The sequence below is a fragment of the Janthinobacterium sp. SUN120 genome (assembly GCF_030397735.1).
Lineage (GTDB): Bacteria > Pseudomonadota > Gammaproteobacteria > Burkholderiales > Burkholderiaceae_D > Janthinobacterium > Janthinobacterium kumbetense.
Genome location: NZ_JAPUBW010000002.1, coordinates 669,520 through 689,789, shown reverse-complemented (window position 1 = coordinate 689,789; position 20,270 = coordinate 669,520). Strand labels below are relative to the sequence as shown.

Below are 20,270 nucleotides of genomic sequence, written 5' to 3'. Positions count from 1 at the left end.
CGTTGCTCACCGTACTAGAGTACGGTTGCGCTACTCAACGCAATATTGAGCTTGCTCGCTACGGTTTCTAGAGGCACCGTGACACTAACGATGGGCGGCTATAGTCGCTTGTTCGCTAAATTCTGAAGCGTTTTCTGCCGGATTAGCAGAGCCGCCGAGGCGAAGCGCCGCGTACTCTGCGCTACTTAAGACCTTTCTCGTCAACTACGCTTATCCATCTTGTCATCGCCGAGCGCCGAACGCGAGCCCAGGTCGCCCTGGCTGCTGCCCGTGCCGGCGCGGCTGCCGCTCATGGAGGTGCCGGACATGCTGCCTTCGCTGCCCGATTGCAGGCTGGCGCTGCCGCGCAGGTCGCTGCCCGATGGCATGCGGCTGCCTGCCATGGCGCCGCTGCCGTAGCGCGTGCCGCTGCCATAGAAGGCTTCCATCTGCTGGTTCCACGCTTCGCTGCCCATGTCGGGCCAGTTGTTCTTGTCGAAGCCGGGGGCGTCTTTCAGCAGGTCTTTGTCCACGTCGAGCAGGAAGCGCTTGTTGACGGTATCCAGGGTCAGGCGTTCCCAGGGTACGGCAAACAGCTTGTCGCCCATGCCCAGGATGCCGCCGAAGGACAGCACGGCATAGGCGATCTGGCCCGTGCGCATGTCGAGCATGATTTCCTTGATGTCGCCCAGCTCCTCGTCGTTGTGATTGTAGACATCGTCGCCGAGCAGGGTATCTGCCCCCATCAGTGCCGGCCCCGGGCCGTCGTGGTTGCGGTACATGCCCAGGATGTCGCGGTCCAGATAGCTCATGGTGTTCTCTCCTCTGGTGAAGTGCGGATCGAACATCCAGATTAAGCATGCGCACGAGGTCGCGCTTGATCTGCCTCAATCGTGCCAGCGGCACTTTTATCCGTGTGCAAACGTACGGTGTTGCCAGACAATTGCGGTACTCTATGCATTCTACGGAGGAGGCCGCACATGCTGACGATGCAACGATGCAGTGGGATGAACTTGCGGTACGCTCCACCACGCCATGCGCGCCGCTTGCCATGGTAAAGCCCGCCACCAAATGGCTGCGCGGGCTGCTGCGCGCCGGTAAGGCGCAGCAGCGCACGGCCAGCAAGCTGGCCAAGGTGCTGTTCGGGCCCGTGCCGGCCAAGCCCAAGGCCAAAGCCCGCAGCAAGGTCGTGGCCAAGACCACGCAGGCGAGCCACAAGCCGCGCGCCAGGCCCGCCAGCGACGCGCTGCCCGCCCTGGCACCCTTCGCCACGCCCCTGTCGCCCCCGCGCGTGCGCAAGCGAACGGCGCCCCCGCCGGGCAAGTGGCTGGCCGCCCACTATGCGCCCTTGCCGGAACTGGGGCAGTTGCCGGGCCGGCGCCTGCCATATTTCCTGTACCTGCCCGAGAAGGCGCCGAGCGCCGCCATGCGCAGCCGGGGCCGGCCGCTGCTGGTGATGCTGCACGGCTGCGAGCAGAGCGCCACGCAGTTTGCCGAAGGCACGCGCATGAACCGCCTGGCCGAGCGCAAGGGCTATGCCGTGCTGTATCCGCAGCAGTCGCTGCGCTCGCATGCGCGCCGCTGCTGGAAGTGGTACGACAAGCTGACGCAGGACGGCGGCGGCGACGTGCGCCTGATCGTCGGCGCCATCGAGCAGGTAGCGGCCCGTTATGCGATCGACCGCGCGCGCATCTATATCTGCGGCATTTCCGCCGGCGCCGGCATGGCGCATATCGTGGCCCTGAACCATCCGCAGCTGTTTGCCGCGCTGGGCCTGCATTCCGGGCCCGTGTTTGGCGCCGGGCATAACCTGATCGGCGCGCTGGGCGTGATGCAGCATGGCGCGGCCGCCCGCGCCGACGCGGCCATCGATGAAGTGCTGGCGCGCCAGCCCGCGTTTCCCCGCCTGCCCATCATCCTGCTGCAAGGGCTGGCCGACAAGGTGGTGCGGCCCATTAACCAGACGCAGCTGGTGCGCCAGAGCGTGCGCGTCAACCGCTTGCCGGTCGATACCGTGGTGACGGCGCAGCGCCTGCCTGGCGGCGCGGCGGGCGGGCGCAATCCGGCCCATGCGTATGGGCTGCACGATTATCAGGTGGGCAAGCAGGTGTTGCTGCGCGTGGCGCAGGTCGAGCACCTCGAGCACGCCTGGAGCGGCGGCGACGCCAGCCTGCCGTTCAACGACAAGGCCAAGCCCGACGCCAGCAAGATGCTGCTCGATTTCTTCGCCAGCCACCGCCGCCGATAAGCCGCCGTGCCGCGCGCCGCAACGGTGCGCAGGCACTGGTACGCATCGTTCTTCCCTTCCTCGCAGGGCCGCTGCCGCGCGCCGGCACGCTGGCCGCGCCCTTTCCAGTGCCGATTTCCAATGCCGCAGTAGCAGGGATTTTTCTCAAGTGGTATTGCTGCGGTATTTAAAAATCACAAAAACAGGCGCTAAAAATACTAACTGGTATACAATTGGTACACGTTTTCAGTGAAGTCGTGTCCGCCGTCCCATGCCCCGACAGCCGGTACGCACTGACGGCAGCCACCCACGTTACGGAACGCGCCATGTCCATCAAGTCCAAGCAGTTGCTGTGGTTTTTTGCGTTTTTCCTCGTCTTTGAACTGAATATCTATCTGTCGAACGACATGATCATGCCGGCGATGCTGGGCATCGTCGGCGAGTTCCAGGCGGAGGCGAAATTCGTCCCCTTGTCCCTGAGCCTGTATCTGCTGGGCGGCAGTTCCCTGCAGATATTCCTGGGGCCCCTGGCCGACGCCATCGGCAAGCGCAAGCTCGTGTTGACCGGCAATACCTTGTTCCTGCTGGCCACCTTGGCCGTGCCATTGACCGCTTCGATCGAGCAATTTCTCGTCGCGCGTTTCATCCAGGGCATGGGCTGCTGCTTCATCTTCGTCGGCTATGCCATGATCCATGAACTGTTCGACGACATGGCGGCCGTCAAGCTGAGCAGCATTCTGTCGAGCACCACCATCCTCGCGCCCCTGGCCGGTCCCATCCTCGGCAGCGCCATCATCAGCCGGCTGGACTGGCGCTACGTGTTTTTCCTCTCCGGCCTGCTGGCGCTGCTGTCCTTGCTGGGCCTGTTCAAGACCATGCCGCGCACGCCGGCGCCGGTCGCTCGGCTGGACTTGGCTGCCATCGCGCGCAGCTATGGCGCCATTTTCAGCAATCGGCGCTTCATGTTCGGCATGTTCACGGCGGGGCTGGCCACCGTGCCCCTGACGGCCTGGATCGGCTTTTCGCCCCTCTTCGTGCTGCAGGAAATGGGCGCCTCCTACGCCACGTATATCGCCCTGCAATGCGTGATCTTGTCCGGTTTCGTTCTCAGCAGCATCGCCATCCAGCGCCTGCGCCAGGATTTCCCCCTCGTGTCCCTGCTGCGCCTGGGCGGGCTGATCGCGGCCGCCGGCATGCTGGGCGCCGGCGCGGGCCGCCACCACGTCGACGTGTTTGCGGCCTGCATGTTTGTCTATTCCATCGGCTTCGGCCTGTTCAACGGGGCCCTGATCCGCAGCGCGCTCACGGCCAGCAAGGAATCGATGACCTTGACGACGGCCGCCATGAGCTTGCTGTACTGCATTTATCTGTCCGCCTGGCTGCAGCTGTACAACGTGCTGTGCCAGCGCTTCGGCTATGCGTTGGAAACGTATGCATTGCTGAATATCCCCGTCATCGTGGTCATCACGGCCTGCCTGCTGCTGTTCACACGGGGCATGGCGGGACGCCGGGAAAGGGAGGTGCTGCTCGCCCGGCACTGATGGCGCAACGATGCGCATGTTGTCGACCTTGTTTTACCTCCTGCGACGTTTATTGACACTCTCCTGCGGAAAATGGTGCGCCCATGAAAATAGATGACCTGGCCTCGAAACACGATCAAGCAAAGATTTTCAACCTGGAATACGAGTTTCGCATCAACCGGCTGAAACTCGATTACATCACCCTGGCCGATGTCCGGCCGGCCGGCAGCGACCTGGAGCAATTGGCCGCGGAGCACCAGGCGGGCATCGCCGCCCTGCGCAGCTTCGTCGCCCTGAACTTCAACCATTTCAATGCGGCAAGCTGTTCCTCGCTCAGCTGCATTCCCACGCGCGCGCTCGGCGAGGACGAGCGTTACCTGCACCGCATCTGGATGGGCGGACCCTTGCCGGCCATCGCCTGCGAGGCGGTCCAGCAGTGGGGCGCGGCGCTCGACGACGTGCGCTGCAACGGCGGCGCGCCGTATGTTTCCATCCTGTGGGTGTGGGACGCGCAGCAGTTGCGCGATGACGAGCGCTTCAGCCCCACGGGCGGCGCCGGGCGCTACACGATAGGCCGCTACGACATCGGCGGCACGACCCTGCATATCAATTCGCTGCGCGCGCTGGCGCTGGACTTCGCGCCGGCCCGCTTCGATATCCTCGATACCCTGCATACGCAGCGCTACTTCGCCACCTTGTCCGATTATTTCCGCATCCTCATCATGTGCGAGTACGGCGGCCTGTATATGGATGTGGATACGATCCCGCACAATCCGGCGACGATTTTCCTGATGAAGCCGGAAGTGCCCGATTATTTCCAGCGCAAGGATGATGACAGCGAAGAGCGCCGGCATGTCAGCTGGATGAATTTGTTTCTCGATGAAACGGGCATGCTGATCGCCAAGAAGAACGATGCGGCGCTGCGCGTGATCCAGCGCAATGTGAACCGCGCGTATGCGGATATCGGCCAGCAGATTCCCCGTTCCTGCCCGCAATTCGAGGCGCGGCTGTTCGGCCAGTTCTATGCCGAATGGAAGAAAAACCTGGGCGTGACCGTGCTCAGCCATGCCGAGTTTTACCAGCGCTATTGCGTGCTGTATGACGGCGCGCGGGAAGCGGTGGCGGGTGGCATCCGCGGCATGCGCTTGCTGGACGATATCATTACCGACATGCACATCCCCTTGAGCGACGAGGAACGGCGCGCGTATGCGCGCTGCGTGGCGCGGCTCGACGAAATCGGCTGGCAACTCGACGATCCTTTGATCTTGCCCAATATCGTCGACGTGTTCGATATCGAGGAAGTGCCGCGCATGGCGTATGCTGCCCAATTGCGGGCGGATATCGAGCATTTCCACTATTACTCGGTGCTGTCGGACGATCCGCAGCTCGATCGCGTGAATGACGTTTTTTGCCGTTACCTGCTGGCCCATCGTTCGCAGCATATTGCCGCCGGCAACTTTTGGCGCCCCACCGTGGGCCGCCACGGCAGCCGCATGCCGGCCGCCGGCGATGCCGCCCCGTCCGGCGACGAAGTTCAGGCTCAGGCGGGCTTGCTGTCGCATGCGCCGCTCACGCTGGTGCCGGGAGAACTGCTGGGCGACGAGGCGAAGAACCGCATGGCCAAATTGCTGTTTGCCACCAGCTACCTGGAATACTGTTCGTTCGGCAATAAACTCAATCTGCAGTTCGTCGAATTGCAGCGGCGGCAGAACATCGACCCTTACCTGGCGCATATCCACGGCCTGCATGACGAGGACGGGCGCTTCATCGGCTTTTTCACGGCCGCGACGATGGACGAGTTCCAGGCTTGCGGCGCCGTCTCGTATTACCGCGATGACATGAAGGCGCTCGACGATGCGTATGACGCCTTCGTGCTCGCGCATGCGCGCGCCGACGACTGTTTCGTCAGCAGCTTGGCCATCGACGAAAAATACCGGGGCCAGGGTTTATTCAGGCAGATGTTCCACGAAATCCGCGACCTGTCCAGCCGCAAGGGCTGCGCGCGCATCACCTTGACGGTGTGGGAAAAGAGCGAAGCGCTGCAAGTGTATCTGCACAAGGGTTTTCGCAGCGTGGGCACGTTTGACTATGCCTACAGCCTGTTCTATGACCGGCTGCATTTCCTCGTGTATGAAGGAAACTGAGGAAGGTAACTGAGGGGAAGGTGAGGGGAGTGGGGGCGGCCGGTAGCCGCCCCGTGTAGTGTCTTACAGGGCCAGGAAGGCCAGGCCCGCCACGGCCGTCGGCAGCAGGGCGCCCGCCAGCAGGCCGACGGCGCCGATCGATTCATCCTTGAAGCCGCGGCGCAGCAGGGCCACGCCGGCCGGGTTCGGCGCATTGGCGATGACGGTCAGGCCGCCACCGGCCACGGCGCCGGCCATCAGCATGTATTTCGCTTCGTCCGTCATGCCGACGATCAGCGAACCGAGGTAGGTGAGGGCCGCATTGTCGGTAATCGCCGTCAAGCCCAGGGCGCCGAAGAACAGGGCCAGCGGTTTCAGGCTCGAAACGATGGGCTGCAGCCACCATTGCTGCATGCCGCCCAGCACCACCAGGCCGCCCAGGAAGAAGCCGACCAGCAAGCCTTCCTTGAGGATCAGCGGGCTTTGATAGCGCTCATACGCCTGCACGAAGCCGAGGAAGAACAGGAACAGGCCGATGAACAGCACGGGATGGTGCGCCAGGGTGACGACGCCGGCCAGCACGATCATGTGCACCAGGCTGACGGCCAGCGGCACTTTCGGTGCTTCCACTTCGCCAGCCTTCGGCTTGATGTCGGAGGTGTTGCTGTGCAGATATTTGCGCAGCAATATGCTCACGCCCGTGGCGTTGACCAGCACGGCGATGGCGGCCTTCCAGCCGAAATGGGTGGCCATGTAGGCGCTGTCCCAGTTCCACGTGGTGGCCACCATCAGCACGGGCGGCGCCGCGTACGAGGTGAGGGTGCCGCCGATGGAAACGTTGACGAAGAGCACACCCAGCGCGCCGTATTTCAGCCATTCAGGGATGCCCGGGCGGAAGATTTGCGGCGCCAGCATCAGCGCGGCCAGGGTCATGGCGGCCGGTTCCGTGATCAGGGAGCCCGTCAGGGGCACGAGCGCCAGGCCCAGCCAGACGAGGGCCAGTTCCGTGCGCAGCGGCATCACGCGCGCCACGCCCTTCAACAGGCGCTGCACGGCGTCGAGCACGGGGCGCGAGGCGGCCACCACCATGACGACAAAGACGAACAGCGGCTCCGTGTAATGGCGCGACTCGGCATACTCGATGGCCGCATCGCCGCCCGAGACAAAGGCCATGATGATGATCAAAATAAAGGCCCAGAAGCCGAACACGACTTCCACTTCGCCCAGCAAGTGCAGCAAGCCCGCATGGCGGGGATGGCGCCGCGATAATGTTTCAAACGACTTGGCGGCGAAGGTGTGGATGAGCGCGAGGCCGAAGACGATGGCGCTGATGAGTTGGATGGTGGTCAAATGCGTTTCCTTATGGACGGAGGAAGCCGCCCGGTGCATTGCCGAGCGGTAAGGAGAGTGCTTATGGTACAGCAATCGATGTGAAAAACGGTGTTTTTCGGACGTCGCGGGACGGCCCCCGGATGGGGATGCGCAGATATGCCTTGCCAAAAGGGGGACTGGATAGTACTGTATATGCATACAGTATTCATCTTCATATTCATATTCAATTATGCAACATTCCCAATTGATGGCCTCGCCGGAAGCCTTGCACCCGTCCCTGTGGCGCGCATCGCAGCTGGGGCAGGGCGCCACGCGCTGCCTGGACACGGGCTTTGCCGCCCTGTCCGCGCAGCTGCCCGGCGGCGGCTGGCCCTGCGGCAGCCTCATCGATCTGCTGGTGCAGCAGCCGGGCAGCGGCGAAGTGCGGCTGCTGGCGCCCGCGCTGGCGCAGCTGCCGGGCTTGCCCATCGTGCTGCTGCAGCCGCCCCACCCGCCGCAGGCGCTGGCCCTGGCCGCGCATGGGCTGGCCCCGTCGCAACTGCTGTGGCTCAAGAGCGCCGGCAGCAAGGATGCCCTGTGGGCGGCGGAAAACATCTTGCGCAGCGGCACGTGCGGCGCCTTGCTGTTCTGGCAGCCGCACGTGCGCGCCGACAGCCTGCGCCGCCTGCACCTGGCCGCGCAGTCCGGCAACACCCTGTTCTGCATGCTGCGCCCCTTGCATGGCGCGCAGGATGCGTCGCCGGCGCCGTTGCGCCTGTCCGTGCGCCCGGCCGCCGGCGGCATCGAGATCGGCTTCATCAAGCGCCGGGGACCGCAGCGCGACGCGCCCCTGTTCCTGCCCCTGCAACCTCCTTCATTACTGCTACGCCATGCGACTCTGGATCGGCCTGTACCTGCCCCGGCTCCCGCTCGAAGTGTTTTGCCCGCGCTGGTCGGCTGACCTTCTCGGCGTCGTGCTGGAGCAGGAGCAAGTGATGGCCGTGTCGCCGCTGGCGCGGGCGGCGGGCATCCGGCCGGGCATGCGCCGCGCGGGCGCGCTGATGCTGGCGCCGCAGGCGCGCCTGCACGAGCGCTCTTTGGAACGGGAAGCGCAGGCCCTGCAAGCGGTGGCGCTGGCGCTGCTGCAATATTCGCCGCTGGTGGCGCAGGGCGAGGAAGCGACCCTGCTCGTCGATGCGGGCGCCAGCCTGCGCCTGTTCGGCGGCGTGCGCGCCCTGTGCCGGCAGATTGCGGCCAGCTTGCGCGCGCTGGGCTACACGGCCCAGCTGTCGTGCGCCCCCACGGCGCGCGGCGCCTGGCTGCTGGCGCGCGCCGGGACGCGCCGGGGCCGCGTGCTGGGCATGGCGAGCCTGGTGCGCCGCCTCGACGGCTTGCCATGCGCCTTGCTGCCGCCCGCGCGCCCCTGGCTGGAATGGCTGGACGGCATCGGCTGCCGCACCCTGGGGCAGTTGCGCCATTTGCCGCGGCCCGGCTTGCAGCGCCGCTGCGGCGGGGCCTTGCTCGACATGCTCGACGATGCGCATGGCCACGGCACGGAACTGTACCTGTGGCTCGAAGCGCCGCCCACGTTTTGCGCCAGCCTGGAATTGTTCGACCGCGTGGAGCACGCGGAAGCGCTGCTGTTCGGCGCGCGCCGTCTGCTGCAGCAAATGACGGGCTGGTTGTGCGCGCGGCAATTCGCCGTCGAACGCATCCAATTGCTGCTGGCGCACGAGCGGGGCAGGGTGGCGCGCCCACCCACCGTCATCGACCTGGCCCTGGGCGAGGCCGTCTGGCGCGACGAGCATTTATTGCGCTTGCTCAAGGAACGCCTGGCGCAGCTGGTGCTGGAGGCGCCCGTGATCGGCCTCACCCTGGAAGCGCTGCAGGTGCAGCCGATGGCGCCGCCCAGCGACACCCTGTTTCCCGAGCCGGGCGGCACGCCGCAGGAGCGCCAGCGCTTGCTGGAATTGCTGGTGGCGCGTCTTGGCACGGACAATGTCTTGCAGGCGGCGCCGCGCGCTGATTACCGCCCCGAGGCGGCCAACCAGTGGCTGCCGCTGCCGGCCAGGCCAGGCGCACAAAACGCGCAGCCGGACTTGCCGCCCGGCTTGTCCGGCATGCCCCGTCCCGGCTGGCTGCTGGCCCAGCCCATCGCCCTCCTGATGCGCGAACACCGGCCGTTTTATGGCTCGCCGTTGAAAATGGTGTCCGTCGCCGAACGCATTGAGGCGGGCTGGTGGGGGCAGTCGCAGGCGCGCGATTATTTCATTGCCGAAGGACTCGATCACGCCCATTACTGGGTCTACCGCGAACGCATCGTCGGCAGCGGAGAAGATGCCGCGCCGCGCTGGTTTTTGCATGGCTTGTTTGGCTGAATGCGTTGTCCTGCTGAAACTGTCATGCTTGGCTATACTTGCCTGCTTGTGCCACGTCATACACCTCAAAAGGATTTCCATGTCCCAACTCTCCGACTTCCCCATCACCCAAAAATGGCCTGCCCGGCATCCCGAGCGCTTGCAGCTATACTCGCTGCCGACGCCGAACGGCATCAAGGTCTCCATCCTGCTGGAAGAGCTGGGCCTGGCGTACGAGCCGCACCTGGTCAGCTTCGAGCAAAACGACCAGCTGTCGCCCGCCTTCCTGTCCCTCAATCCGAACAACAAGATTCCCGCCATCCTCGACCCGGACGGTCCCGATGGCAAGCCGCTGGCCCTGTTCGAGTCGGGCGCCATCCTGCTGTACCTGGCCGAGAAAACGGGCAAGTTCATCCCGCAGGACGCGGGCTTGCGCTATGAAACGATCCAATGGCTGATGTTCCAGATGGGCGGTATCGGCCCCATGTTTGGCCAGGTGGGCTTCTTCCACAAATTCGCCGGCAAGGATTACGAGGACAAGCGGCCGCTGGAACGCTATATCGGCGAAGCGAAGCGCCTGCTGGGCGTGCTCGAGCAGCGCCTGCAGGGCCGCGACTGGATCATGGGGAGCCAGTATACGATTGCCGACATCGCCATCTTCCCGTGGGTGCGCTGCCTGGTGGGATTCTATGGCGCGGGCGACCTCGTCGGCTTTGCCAACTTCCCGAACGTGCAGCGCGCGCTGGACGCCTTCCTGGCCAGGCCAGCCGTTGCCAGGGGCGTGGATATTCCCAAGCGTGATTGAGGCGAGCCGACTGCGGCGGCGGCCGGGCGGCGCTACAATGCGCCATCGGCCGCCCTGCGCGGCAGCTTTGATCTGAGACAATGAAATCCACCCGGCAAGACTTTCCCGGCGCGCACGGCCATGTGCTGGCGGCGCGGCTCGATGCGCCCGACGGCGCCATCCGCGCCTATGCGCTGTTCGCCCACTGTTTTACTTGCGGCAAGGACGTGCTGGCCGCGCGGCGCATCGCGCAAGGTCTCACGGAACACGGCATCGCCGTGCTGCGCTTCGATTTTACGGGGCTGGGCGCCAGCGAAGGCGAGTTCGCCGCCACCAATTTTTCGTCGAACGTGGACGACCTGGTTGCCGCTGCCGATTTCCTGCGGGCAAAACATGCCGCACCGCAATTGCTGATCGGCCATAGCCTGGGCGGCGCCGCCGTGCTGGCCGCCGCGTCGCAAGTGCCGGAAGCCACCGCCATCGCCACCCTGGCCGCGCCCAGCACGCCCGCGTACGTGACGCGCATGTTCAGCGAGCACCTGGAGCAAATCGCCGCCGAAGGCGAAGCGCTGGTGCAGCTGGAAGGGCGGCCCTTCCGCATCCGCCAGCAATTCGTCGACGACGCGGGCAGCCACAGCCTGAAGACCCACATCACCGGCCTGCGCCGCGCCCTGCTGGTGATGCATGCGCCGAATGACACGACGGTCAGCCTGTCGAACGCGATGGAGATATTTACGGCGGCCAAGCACCCGAAAAGCTTCGTTTCGCTCGACGATGCCGACCATCTGTTGACGGGGCGCGATGACGCGGCCTATGTCGCCAACGTCATCGCCGCCTGGAGCGCGCGTTATTTGAACTAAGCTGAACTAAGTTGTCGCCCATGAAAAACGCCGTACCGGCAAGTCGCGGGTACGGCGCAGATGGGGAGAAAGAGGATCAGTCTTCGTCAAACTCCGCCGAAAGATCCTTCCAGCCCTTGCTCACGGCAAAGGCGGAAAATTCCTCGGGCGCTTCCAGGACGATCAGTTTCTTGTCTTGCAAGCCCAGGTCGCCATGGCCGAAGTCGGGGCCTACGTAGCCAAGGCTGCGCAGGCGGGCCAGGATGTGGCCGACCAGGGTCTTGTCCTTGTAGGCGCCCGCTTCGAGCGGGGCGGCGAAATCGACGTAGACGTCGATGATGCCGTAGCCTTCGTCGAAGATGCGGATGGCCTTGATGTCGTGGGCACGGCCGGAGCCGTCGGTGGCCTTGAAGGGGCCGCTGAGCTGGATGTCGGTGTCATTGTTCATGCCGCCAGCATACACCAAAAGCCGGCCCTGCATGAGGGGTGTCATGCAACCCATCCCTGGATGGGGCATGTAAAAATTTCTTACAAATTCTTTGCCGTCTGGGGTGTTTTTCGCCAATTTCAAGGCCTTGAAAGGGCGTTGGCAGGCCGTATATCGGTAACAGGCGGATGCTCATGGTGAGGTCCGCCCCTCTTATCGCTTTAATGAAAAGGATATTTATCATGCGTACTTTTGACCTTGCTCCCCTGTACCGTTCCGCCATCGGCTTCGACCGCCTGGCGCAATTGCTCAACGAACAGCGCGCCGATGCGCAGCCCAGCTACCCGCCTTACAACATCGAACTCGTATCGGAAGACAAGTACCGCATCGTGATGGCATTGGCGGGCTTCTCGCGCGAAGAGATCGACATCATCACGGAACGCGATTCCCTGCACGTCACGGGCCGCAAGCAGAAAGATGGCGTCGAGCGCACGTTCTTGCACCGCGGCATCGCTGCCCGCGATTTCGAACAGCGCTTCCAGCTGGCCAACCACGTGAAGGTGACGGGCGCCACGTTTGAAAACGGCATGCTGACCATCGACCTGGTGCGCGAAGTGCCGGAAGCGCTGAAGCCGCGCAAGATCGAGATCGGCACCACCACTGGCGCCACCGTCAGCGCGCTGGAACAGCGCCAGGCAGCCTGATGAGTTGAGCTGATTTCGGCGCCACGCGCCGGCATCGGCGGGAGGGAACAGCGCTTCCCCATGCAGTAAAATACTGGCCGGTCAATCCGGCCAGTGTCACGTCCGGAGCCCGTTCGGGCCGTATTCAGGGCTTCCATTGGTTGCCCATGCCACGCAAGATTAAACCCCGCTTAAAGGCGCAAATGCCTGTTTCCAAATGGAAAAATGTTAAGCACCGCCTAAGACTCGTGGCCCACTATTGCATACATCAAAATCTCATTGAATGAGGAGCAATTCATGGAACAGCAAACGAATACCGCATCGCTGAAAATCAAACGCACCGTAGCCGCGCTGGCCGCGATCGGTGTGCTGGGCGCCGGTGGCGCCATGGTGATGCATCAGAACAATGCCGGCGCGAATGCCACCGCAGGCACTCCCGCCGCACCCGTGGCCGCCGCCGTGGCGCCTGCAGCAAGCGCGCCGCTGGTGGCCTTGCCCGACTTTAGCCAGATCGCCGCGCGCAACAGCCCGGCCGTCGTCAATATCAGCGTCACGGGCAGCACCAAGGTGGCCTACGACCCATCGGCCCAGGCCGGCAATGACGACTTCGGCAACGACCCCTTCCTCGAATTCTTCCGCCGCTTCCAGGGGCCGCAAGGCGGGCAGCGCGGCGGCCGCGACGTGCCCACGCACGGCCTCGGTTCCGGCTTCATCGTCAGCCCCGACGGCATCATCATGACGAATGCCCACGTGGTGCGCGATGCGCGCGAAGTGACCGTCAAGCTGAACGACCGCCGCGAATTCCGCGCCAAGGTGCTGGGCACGGATCCGAAGACGGACATCGCCGTGCTGAAGATCGACGCCAACAACCTGCCCATCGTGCCGCTCGGTCATTCCAGCGACTTGAAAGTGGGCGAATGGGTGCTGGCCATCGGTTCTCCTTATGGTTTCGATAGCACGGTGACGGCTGGCGTCGTCAGCGCCAAGGGCCGTTCCTTGCCGGACGACAGCAATGTACCGTTCATCCAGACGGACGTGGCGGTGAACCCCGGCAACTCGGGCGGCCCCCTGTTCAACACGCGCGGCGAAGTGGTCGGCATCAATTCGCAGATCTATAGCCAGACGGGCGGCTTCCAGGGCTTGTCGTTCGCCATCCCCATCGACCTGGCCGGCCGCATCAAGGACCAGATCGTCGCCACGGGCAAGGCCAGCCACGCCAAGCTGGGCGTGACGGTGCAGGAAGTCAACCAGGGCTTTGCCGACTCGTTCAAGCTGGCCACGCCGGAAGGCGCGCTGGTGGCCAACGTGGAGCGGGGCAGCCCGGCCGACAAGGCAGGCCTGAAATCGGGCGACGTGGTGCGCAAGGTGAATGGCCAGCGCATCATCGGCTCGGCCGACTTGCCGGCGCTGGTGGGCACGTCTTTGCCAGGCGACAAGATCAGCATGGATGTCTGGCGTGACGGCAAGATCGTCAGCCTGACGGCAACCCTGGGCAATGCGGCCGACAAGGTGGCCGAAGTGGCGAAGAGCGACAGCGCCGCCGGCAAGGTAAAGCTGGGCCTGGCCCTGCGTCCGTTACAATCGGATGAAAAACGCGAGGCGGGCATCAGCGCCGGCCTGCTGGTGGAAGATGCGGGCGGCGCCGCCGCGAATGCCGGAGTGCAGCCGGGCGACGTGCTATTGTCGGTGAATGGCCGTCCCGTCAACACGGTCGAGCAGGTGCGCGACGTGGTGGAAAAATCCGCGAAGTCGGTGGCCTTGCTGATACAGCGCGGCCCCGATAAGATCTTCATTCCCGTGCGCCTCGGTTGATCTGGCGCAGGATGCAAGGTCGATAAAACAGTCAAGATGAAGGAGTAGGGCATGCGCTTATTGCTGGTAGAAGACGATACGATGATCGGCGAGGTGGTGCTCGATTTGCTGCGCGCCGAGCATTACGCGGTGGATTGGGTCAAGGATGGCGACATGGCCGATACGGCCCTGCAGACGCAAACCTACGACCTGGTGCTGCTGGACCTGGGCTTGCCCCGCAAGGATGGCCTCGACGTGCTGCGCTCGATGCGCTTGCGCAAGCTCGACACGCCTGTGCTGGTGGCCACGGCGCGCGACGCCATCGAGCAGCGCATCGCGGGCCTGGACGCGGGCGCCGACGATTACGTCTTGAAGCCGTATGACCTCGACGAATTGCTGGCGCGCATACGCGCCCTGCTGCGGCGCGCCTCGGGGCGGCCGGAACCGATCTTCGAACACCAGGGCGTCTCCATCAATCCGCTGACGCGCGAAGTGATCGCCGAGGGCCACCCGGTCAACCTGTCGGCGCGCGAATGGGCCGTGCTGGAAGCCTTGATCGCCCGCCCCGGCATCGTGCTGTCGCGCGCGCAGCTGGAAGAAAAACTGTACAGCTGGAAGGATGAAGTCAACAGCAATGCCGTGGAAGTGTATATCCATGGCTTGCGCAAGAAACTGGGCAGCGACCTGATCCAGAACGTGCGCGGCCTCGGCTACATGGTGCCCAAGGCATGAGGATGAAGGTCACGGTGACGCATTCGCTGCGCGGCCGCCTGCTGTGGTTTTTGCTGGCGGCCATCATCATGGCGGCCCTGGCGCAAGCCTCGATCGCCTACCGCAGCGCCCTGTACGACGCCGACCAGATCTTCGATTACCACATGCAGCAGATGGCCCTGTCGCTGCGCTCCGGCGCGCCGCTGGCCAACCATGCGCAAGCCTTGCCGGCCGACCCCGTCAACAACGACATGGTGGTGCAGGTGTGGACGCCGGACGGCGTGCAGGTGTTCCGCTCGATCACGCGCGCGGAATTGCCGCAGCGCGCCGTGCTGGGCTTTTCCAACGTGAAAGCCAACGGCACGACGTACCGCATCTTTTCCGTGCAAACCAGTTCCCAGACCGTGCAGATCGCCCAGGACATGGCCGTCAGGAAGCGCATGGCCGGCAGCCTGGCCCTGCGCACGGTGGGGCCCATCGCGCTGATGGCGCCTATTTTGATGCTGGTCGTCTGGTGGGTCGTCAGCGGTTCGCTGGCGCCCGTCTCGCGCGTGCGCAAGCAGGTGGCGGCGCGCCAGGCGGACGATCTGTCTCCCGTCTCGGAAGCGGGCTTGCCCGACGAAGTGCGCCCCCTCGTGCATGAACTGAATTTGCTGTTCGGGCGTGTAAAAACGGCGTTCGACGCGCAGCAGCATTTCGTTGCCGACGCCGCGCATGAATTGCGCACGCCGCTGGCGGCCCTGAAACTGCAGGTATTGAGCCTGGAACGGGCCGAATCGGAAGAAAAACGCAGCCTGGCGATTTCCCGCGTGAGCGCCGGCATCGAGCGGGCCACGCGCCTGGTCGAGCAGCTGCTGGTGCTGGCGCGCCAGGAAGCGAGCGCCGCCAGCGGCGACCAGCTGCAGGCGGTGGACTTGAACGATGTCGTCAAGCGCGCGCTGGGCGACATGGCCGGCATCGCGCAGGCGCGCAAGATCGACCTGGGCCTGCATCACATGGACCCGGCCAAGGTGGCGGGCCAGGCCGATGCGCTCAACATCATGCTGCGCAACCTGGTCGACAACGCCATCAAGTACACGCCGCAGGGCGGCACGGTCGACATCGACCTGCGCGCCAGTCCCGTCGGCGTGACGTTATCGGTGGAAGACAGCGGCCCCGGCATCCCGCCCGAGGAGCGCGAGCGCGTCTTCAGCCGCTTCTACCGCGTGCCCGGCACGGACGCCAACGGCAGCGGCCTGGGGCTGGCCATTATCAAGGCCATCGCCGAACGTCACGGCGCGCGCCTGGTGCTGGACAAATCCGAGCGCCTGGGCGGCCTGTGCGTGCGCGTGGAATTCCCGCAAGCCGCGAAAAGAGCATTTTGACCATGATCTTTGGCATGTTGCATTGACGCGCGCGCCGTGGCCCTATATTGTCTGCGAAACAAGCAGAACCAGACCACGGAGCGCAGCATGCAGAAGATCGGATTTTCAGGAACCCTCGACCCCATCACCAACGGCCACATGTGGGTGATCGGCGAAGCGCGTTCGCTCGCCGACGAGGTGATCGTGTTCCTGTCGCAAAACCCCGCCAAGAAGCCGCAGTTTCCCGCCGAAGACCGCAAGCGCATCATCGAACAGAGCGCGCGCGAATGCGGCTGGGACAATGTGCAGGTGGTCATCGTCAAGGGCGACTACACGGCGCGCGCGGCGAAAAAGCATGGCTGCGACTACCTGATCCGCGGCATCCGCACGACGGCCGATTTCGACTATGAAAACCTGATCCAGCAAACGAATGTGGACGTGCTGCAGGGCGCCAAGACCATCTTCGTCATGCCGCCGCGCGACCTCGGCTCCGTCAGCTCCAGCTTCGTCAAGGCGCTGGAAGGCCCCGTGGGCTGGAACTGGACCATGAAGAAATTCGTCCCCGGCCCGGCCTACCAGGCGTGGATACTCGACTGCCTGCGCAAGGAGTGGGAAGCGCTGTGGAATTACGCGACAGCCTCGCAAGCGGACATCGCGCTGGCGGATCACTGGTTCGCCCACCTGACGGGGCCGCAGGCGTATGGCGGCGCGGACCGCCACTATCACAACCTCGACCACTTGGTGCACGGCCTGTCCGAAATCCGCGTGTGGGCCGACAATACCTATGCGCCCAAGCGCGACAGCGCGCTGGTCAAGAAAGCGTTCTGGTTCCACGACGCCGTCTACAGCCACGACGACGATGCCCTGTATTCGAGCGAAGAGGCGAGCGCCCAGCTGTGGCTGGCCAGCGGCCTCGATGCGGGCGACAACCTTGATGTGGCGCAATTGATACGCGTCACCGACCATTTCCAGGGACCGGGCATCAGCCACCCGCTGAAAGACGCCATGCTCAGCGCCGACCTGGCCATCCTGGGCCAGGATGACGAGGTGTACCAAGCCTACACGCAAGCCATCGGCCGCGAATACGCGCACGTGGACCCCGTGCGCTTCAACGAGCAGCGGGGGCTGGCGCTGCAGCATTTGTGCGGCAAGGCGCAGGCGGGCCAGCTGTTCGGCGATGCATACTTTGCCAACCAGTACAACGAACGGGCCATTGAAAACATGCAGAAGGAGATCGCGGCGCTGACCGGCTGATTATCGTGAAGGGAGGGCGGCGGCATGCGCCAGCGCATCCTCGAGCCGGTCGTTGCCCCAGAAGAGTTCGCCGCCGCTGAGGAAGCTGGGCGCGCCGAACAGCTTCAACGCTTGCGCCTGCTCAGTCTGGCGGCGCAGGCGCAGCTTGTTGTCCTGTGTCAAAGCCAGCGCCACGATGGCGCGCGCATCGAGGCCCAGCCCTTCCAAGGCTTCGCTGACGGCTTCGAAGTTGTCGATGTCGCGGTTTTCGGCGAAATTCATCGTCATCATGCGGCGCGCAAACGGGGCGATCCAGCCCTGGTCCGCGCCGACCAGGGCCACGCGCATGGGCAGCAGGGCCGCGCGGGGAAAGGAACTCGGTTGCTGCCATGGCAATGCATACTTTTCGCACTGGCGCGCCATGTCGCGCCACGTGTAGTCGCCCTTGATTTTTTGCAAGACGAACGGCGACGTTTCCCAGCCCAGCGCCTTGAAGACGACGCCCAGCAGGAAGGGTTTCCAGATTACTTGCACCTTCTTTTCATGCGCCAGCGCATCGATGCGCATGGCGCTCAGGTAGCTGTAGTTGCTGCCGAAGTCGAACCAGAATTCCAGTGTGGCCATGGTCTCTTTTCCATGCGGTCGCGCGGGGTTGATTCCTGCGCCGGGGCGCGAAGGCCCCGGTTTGTCGTCCTAGCGCTTGGCCGCCTTGGCGCGCGCCGTGTGCAATTTCTTGAAGCTGTCGATCAGGCGCTGGTGCCGGTCGAGGCCTTCCAGTTGCATGCTGGTCGGGGTCAGGCCGAAGAAACGCACGCTGCCGTCCACCGAGCCCAGCACCGCATCCATGCGGGCGTCGCCAAACATGCGGCGGAAATTGACGACGTAATCGTCCAGCTCCAGCTCGTCATCGAGTTCCACTTCCAGCACCACGTTCAAGGCTTGATAGAACAGTTTGCGTTCGAGCGTGTTGTCGTTGTACTGCAGGAAGGTTTCCACCAGCTCTTTCGCTTCCTCGAATTGCTGCAGGACGAGCTGTATCAGCAGCTTCAATTCCAGGGTCGTCAGCTGGCCCCACACCGTGTTTTCGTCAAACTCGATGCCGATCAGGGTGGCGATGTCGCCGTACTCGTCGAGCTCGCTGTTTTCCAGGCGGTCGAGCAAGTCTTCCAGGCTGGCATCGTCCAGGCGGTGCAGGTTCAGGATATCGGCGCGGAACAGCAGCGCCTTGTTGGTATTGTCCCAGATCAAATCCTCGACCGGGTACACCTCGGAATAACCGGGCACGAGGATGCGGCAGGCGGTGGCGCCCAGCTGGTCATATACGGCCGTGTAGACTTCCTTGCCCATGCCGGCGAGGATGCCGAACAGGGTTGCCGCTTCCTCGGCATTCGAGTTTTCGCCGTGGCCGGAAAAATCCCACTCGACAAAATCGTAATCGGCCTTGGCGCTGAAGAAGCGCCACGAGACGATGCCGCTGGAATCGATGAAGTGCTCGACGAAGTTGTTCGGCTCGGTGACGGCTTCGCTGGCAAACGTCGGCTGCGGCAAGTCGTTGAGGCCTTCGAAGCTGCGGCCCTGCAGCAATTCCGTCAGGCTGCGCTCCAGCGCCACTTCCAGGCTCGGGTGCGCGCCGAACGAGGCAAACACGCCGCCCGTGCGCGGGTTCATCAGGGTGACGCACATCACCGGATACACGCCGCCCAGCGACGCATCTTTCACCAGCACGGGGAAACCCTGTTCTTCCAGGCCGGCGATGCCGGCCAGGATGCCCGGATATTTCGCCAGCACGTCCTGCGGCACGTCGGGCAGGGCGATTTCGCCTTCGATGATTTCGCGCTTGACGGCCCGTTCGAAAATTTCCGACAGGCATTGCACCTGCGCTTCGACGAGGGTGTTGCCGGCGCTCATGCCATTGCTGACGTACAAGTTTTCAATCAGGTTCGATGGGAAATACACGGTCTCGCCGTCGGACTGGCGCACATACGGCAGCGAGCAGATGCCGCGCTCCGCGTTGCCGGAGTTGGTGTCGATCAGGTGCGAGCCGCGCAGCTCGCCATCGGCATCGTAGATGTCGCGGCAGTAGGCGTCGAGAATCTCTTTCGGCAGCGCATCCTTGCGGCCCGGCTTGAACCAGCGCTCGTTCGGGTAATGGACAAAATCCGCGTTGGCGATGTCTTCGCCCCAGAACGAACCGGCGTAGAAATGGTTGTTGCTGAGGCGTTCGATATATTCGCCCAGGGCCGACGCCAGCGCGCTTTCCTTGGTTGCGCCCTTGCCGTTGGTGAAACACATGGGCGAATGCGCATCGCGGATGTGCAGCGACCACACGTTGGGAATGATGTTGCGCCACGAAGCGATTTCAATCTTGATGCCCAGGCCCGCCAGCAGGCTGGACATATTGGCGATGGTCTGTTCCAGCGGCAAGTCCTTGCCGACGATATAGGTGCTTGCGCCAGGGGCGGGATTCAGGGCCAGCAAGGCCTGGGCATCGGCGTCCAGGTTCTCCACTTCTTCAATGACGAACTCCGGTCCCGCCTGCACCACTTTTTTCACCGTGCAACGGTCGATCGAGCGCAGGATGCCCTGGCGGTCCTTGTCCGAGATATCGGCCGGCAACTCGACTTGGATCTTGAAAATCTGCTGGTAGCGGTTTTCAGGATCGACAATATTGTTTTGCGACAGGCGGATATTTTCAGTGGAAATATTGCGCGTATCGCAATACAACTTCACGAAGTAGGCCGCGCACAGTGCCGATGATGCCAAAAAGTAATCGAACGGGCCGGGCGCCGAACCATCGCCTTTATAGCGGATGGGCTGGTCGGCGATGACCGTAAAATCGTCGAACTTGGCTTCGAGACGCAGCTTGTCGAGAAAGTTGACTTTAATTTCCATGAGGTAATCCAATACTGTGCTTATGAGTTAGCCGCTATTATCCGTGCTTT

At 63.7% G+C, this 20,270-nt stretch carries 17 protein-coding genes; 12 read left to right on the top strand and 5 right to left on the bottom strand.

From position 1 onward, the window contains the following. Nucleotides 1–200: 200 nt before the first annotated feature. On the bottom strand, nucleotides 201–791 hold the full coding sequence (locus O0879_RS12750; RefSeq protein ID WP_289916767.1) for a PRC-barrel domain-containing protein: 591 nt from the start codon (nucleotides 789–791) through the stop codon (nucleotides 201–203). Nucleotides 792–1,030: 239 nt separating this feature from the next. Here O0879_RS12750 and O0879_RS12745 point away from each other — a divergent pair, with 239 nt between their 5' ends. From O0879_RS12745 to O0879_RS12735, 3 genes are all read left to right on the top strand, one after another. Then, entirely contained in the window at nucleotides 1,031–2,227 is a 1,197-nt protein-coding gene (locus O0879_RS12745; protein ID WP_289916766.1) for a PHB depolymerase family esterase, read from the top strand. 305 nt (nucleotides 2,228–2,532) lie between these two features. Then, entirely contained in the window at nucleotides 2,533–3,747 is a 1,215-nt protein-coding gene (locus O0879_RS12740) for an MFS transporter (protein ID WP_289916765.1), read from the top strand. A gap of 83 nt (nucleotides 3,748–3,830) precedes the next feature. After that, complete coding sequence (locus tag O0879_RS12735; RefSeq protein ID WP_289916764.1) at nucleotides 3,831–5,870, top strand: GNAT family N-acetyltransferase; 2,040 nt, start codon at nucleotides 3,831–3,833, stop codon at nucleotides 5,868–5,870. A gap of 63 nt (nucleotides 5,871–5,933) precedes the next feature. On the opposite strand, the gene O0879_RS12730 is transcribed toward O0879_RS12735, so the two are convergent. Then, nucleotides 5,934–7,199 carry a putative Na+/H+ antiporter gene (locus tag O0879_RS12730; RefSeq protein WP_099666919.1) on the bottom strand — a complete coding sequence of 422 codons (1,266 nt, stop codon included), beginning with the start codon at nucleotides 7,197–7,199 and terminating at the stop codon, nucleotides 5,934–5,936. Between the two features lie 211 nt (nucleotides 7,200–7,410). Here O0879_RS12730 and imuA point away from each other — a divergent pair, with 211 nt between their 5' ends. From imuA to O0879_RS12710, 4 genes are all read left to right on the top strand, one after another. Next, on the top strand, nucleotides 7,411–8,121 hold the full coding sequence (imuA, locus tag O0879_RS12725; protein WP_289898615.1) for a translesion DNA synthesis-associated protein ImuA: 711 nt from the start codon (nucleotides 7,411–7,413) through the stop codon (nucleotides 8,119–8,121). Continuing rightward, complete coding sequence (locus O0879_RS12720; protein WP_289916763.1) at nucleotides 8,051–9,538, top strand: DNA polymerase Y family protein; 1,488 nt, start codon at nucleotides 8,051–8,053, stop codon at nucleotides 9,536–9,538. Before imuA ends, O0879_RS12720 begins: the two co-directional genes overlap by 71 nt. Before the next feature lie 79 nt (nucleotides 9,539–9,617). Continuing rightward, nucleotides 9,618–10,322 (top strand): glutathione S-transferase N-terminal domain-containing protein, encoded by a 705-nt coding sequence (locus tag O0879_RS12715; protein ID WP_251350362.1) that lies wholly within the window; start codon nucleotides 9,618–9,620, stop codon nucleotides 10,320–10,322. A gap of 80 nt (nucleotides 10,323–10,402) precedes the next feature. Then, nucleotides 10,403–11,161, top strand: coding sequence for an alpha/beta hydrolase (locus O0879_RS12710; RefSeq protein WP_099666923.1), 759 nt, complete (start codon nucleotides 10,403–10,405; stop codon nucleotides 11,159–11,161). A gap of 76 nt (nucleotides 11,162–11,237) precedes the next feature. On the opposite strand, the gene O0879_RS12705 is transcribed toward O0879_RS12710, so the two are convergent. Then, complete coding sequence (locus tag O0879_RS12705) at nucleotides 11,238–11,588, bottom strand: hypothetical protein (protein ID WP_034783462.1); 351 nt, start codon at nucleotides 11,586–11,588, stop codon at nucleotides 11,238–11,240. 221 nt (nucleotides 11,589–11,809) lie between these two features. Here O0879_RS12705 and O0879_RS12700 point away from each other — a divergent pair, with 221 nt between their 5' ends. The 5 genes from O0879_RS12700 to coaD all read left to right on the top strand — a co-directional run bounded on the left by O0879_RS12700 (nucleotide 11,810) and on the right by coaD (nucleotide 17,349). Continuing rightward, a complete protein-coding gene (locus O0879_RS12700) occupies nucleotides 11,810–12,271 on the top strand; it encodes an Hsp20 family protein (protein WP_099666924.1) in 462 nt (153 codons plus the stop codon). 276 nt (nucleotides 12,272–12,547) lie between these two features. Continuing rightward, on the top strand, nucleotides 12,548–14,062 hold the full coding sequence (locus O0879_RS12695) for a Do family serine endopeptidase (protein ID WP_099668404.1): 1,515 nt from the start codon (nucleotides 12,548–12,550) through the stop codon (nucleotides 14,060–14,062). Between the two features lie 51 nt (nucleotides 14,063–14,113). Beyond that, on the top strand, nucleotides 14,114–14,773 hold the full coding sequence (locus tag O0879_RS12690; RefSeq protein WP_034783312.1) for a response regulator transcription factor: 660 nt from the start codon (nucleotides 14,114–14,116) through the stop codon (nucleotides 14,771–14,773). 2 nt (nucleotides 14,774–14,775) lie between these two features. Next, the gene (locus O0879_RS12685; protein WP_289911481.1) at nucleotides 14,776–16,116 is read left to right on the top strand and encodes an ATP-binding protein; all 1,341 of its coding nucleotides are present in this window, start codon (nucleotides 14,776–14,778) and stop codon (nucleotides 16,114–16,116) included. Nucleotides 16,117–16,203: 87 nt separating this feature from the next. Then, a complete protein-coding gene (gene coaD / locus O0879_RS12680) occupies nucleotides 16,204–17,349 on the top strand; it encodes a pantetheine-phosphate adenylyltransferase (RefSeq protein ID WP_289916757.1) in 1,146 nt (381 codons plus the stop codon). Here the strand turns inward: coaD and O0879_RS12675 are convergent, their stop codons facing one another. Next, nucleotides 17,350–17,952, bottom strand: coding sequence for a 2-hydroxychromene-2-carboxylate isomerase (locus tag O0879_RS12675; RefSeq protein WP_289916755.1), 603 nt, complete (start codon nucleotides 17,950–17,952; stop codon nucleotides 17,350–17,352). A gap of 69 nt (nucleotides 17,953–18,021) precedes the next feature. After that, entirely contained in the window at nucleotides 18,022–20,220 is a 2,199-nt protein-coding gene (locus O0879_RS12670; RefSeq protein WP_289916753.1) for an OsmC domain/YcaO domain-containing protein, read from the bottom strand. Between the last annotated feature and the right edge of the window lie 50 nt (nucleotides 20,221–20,270).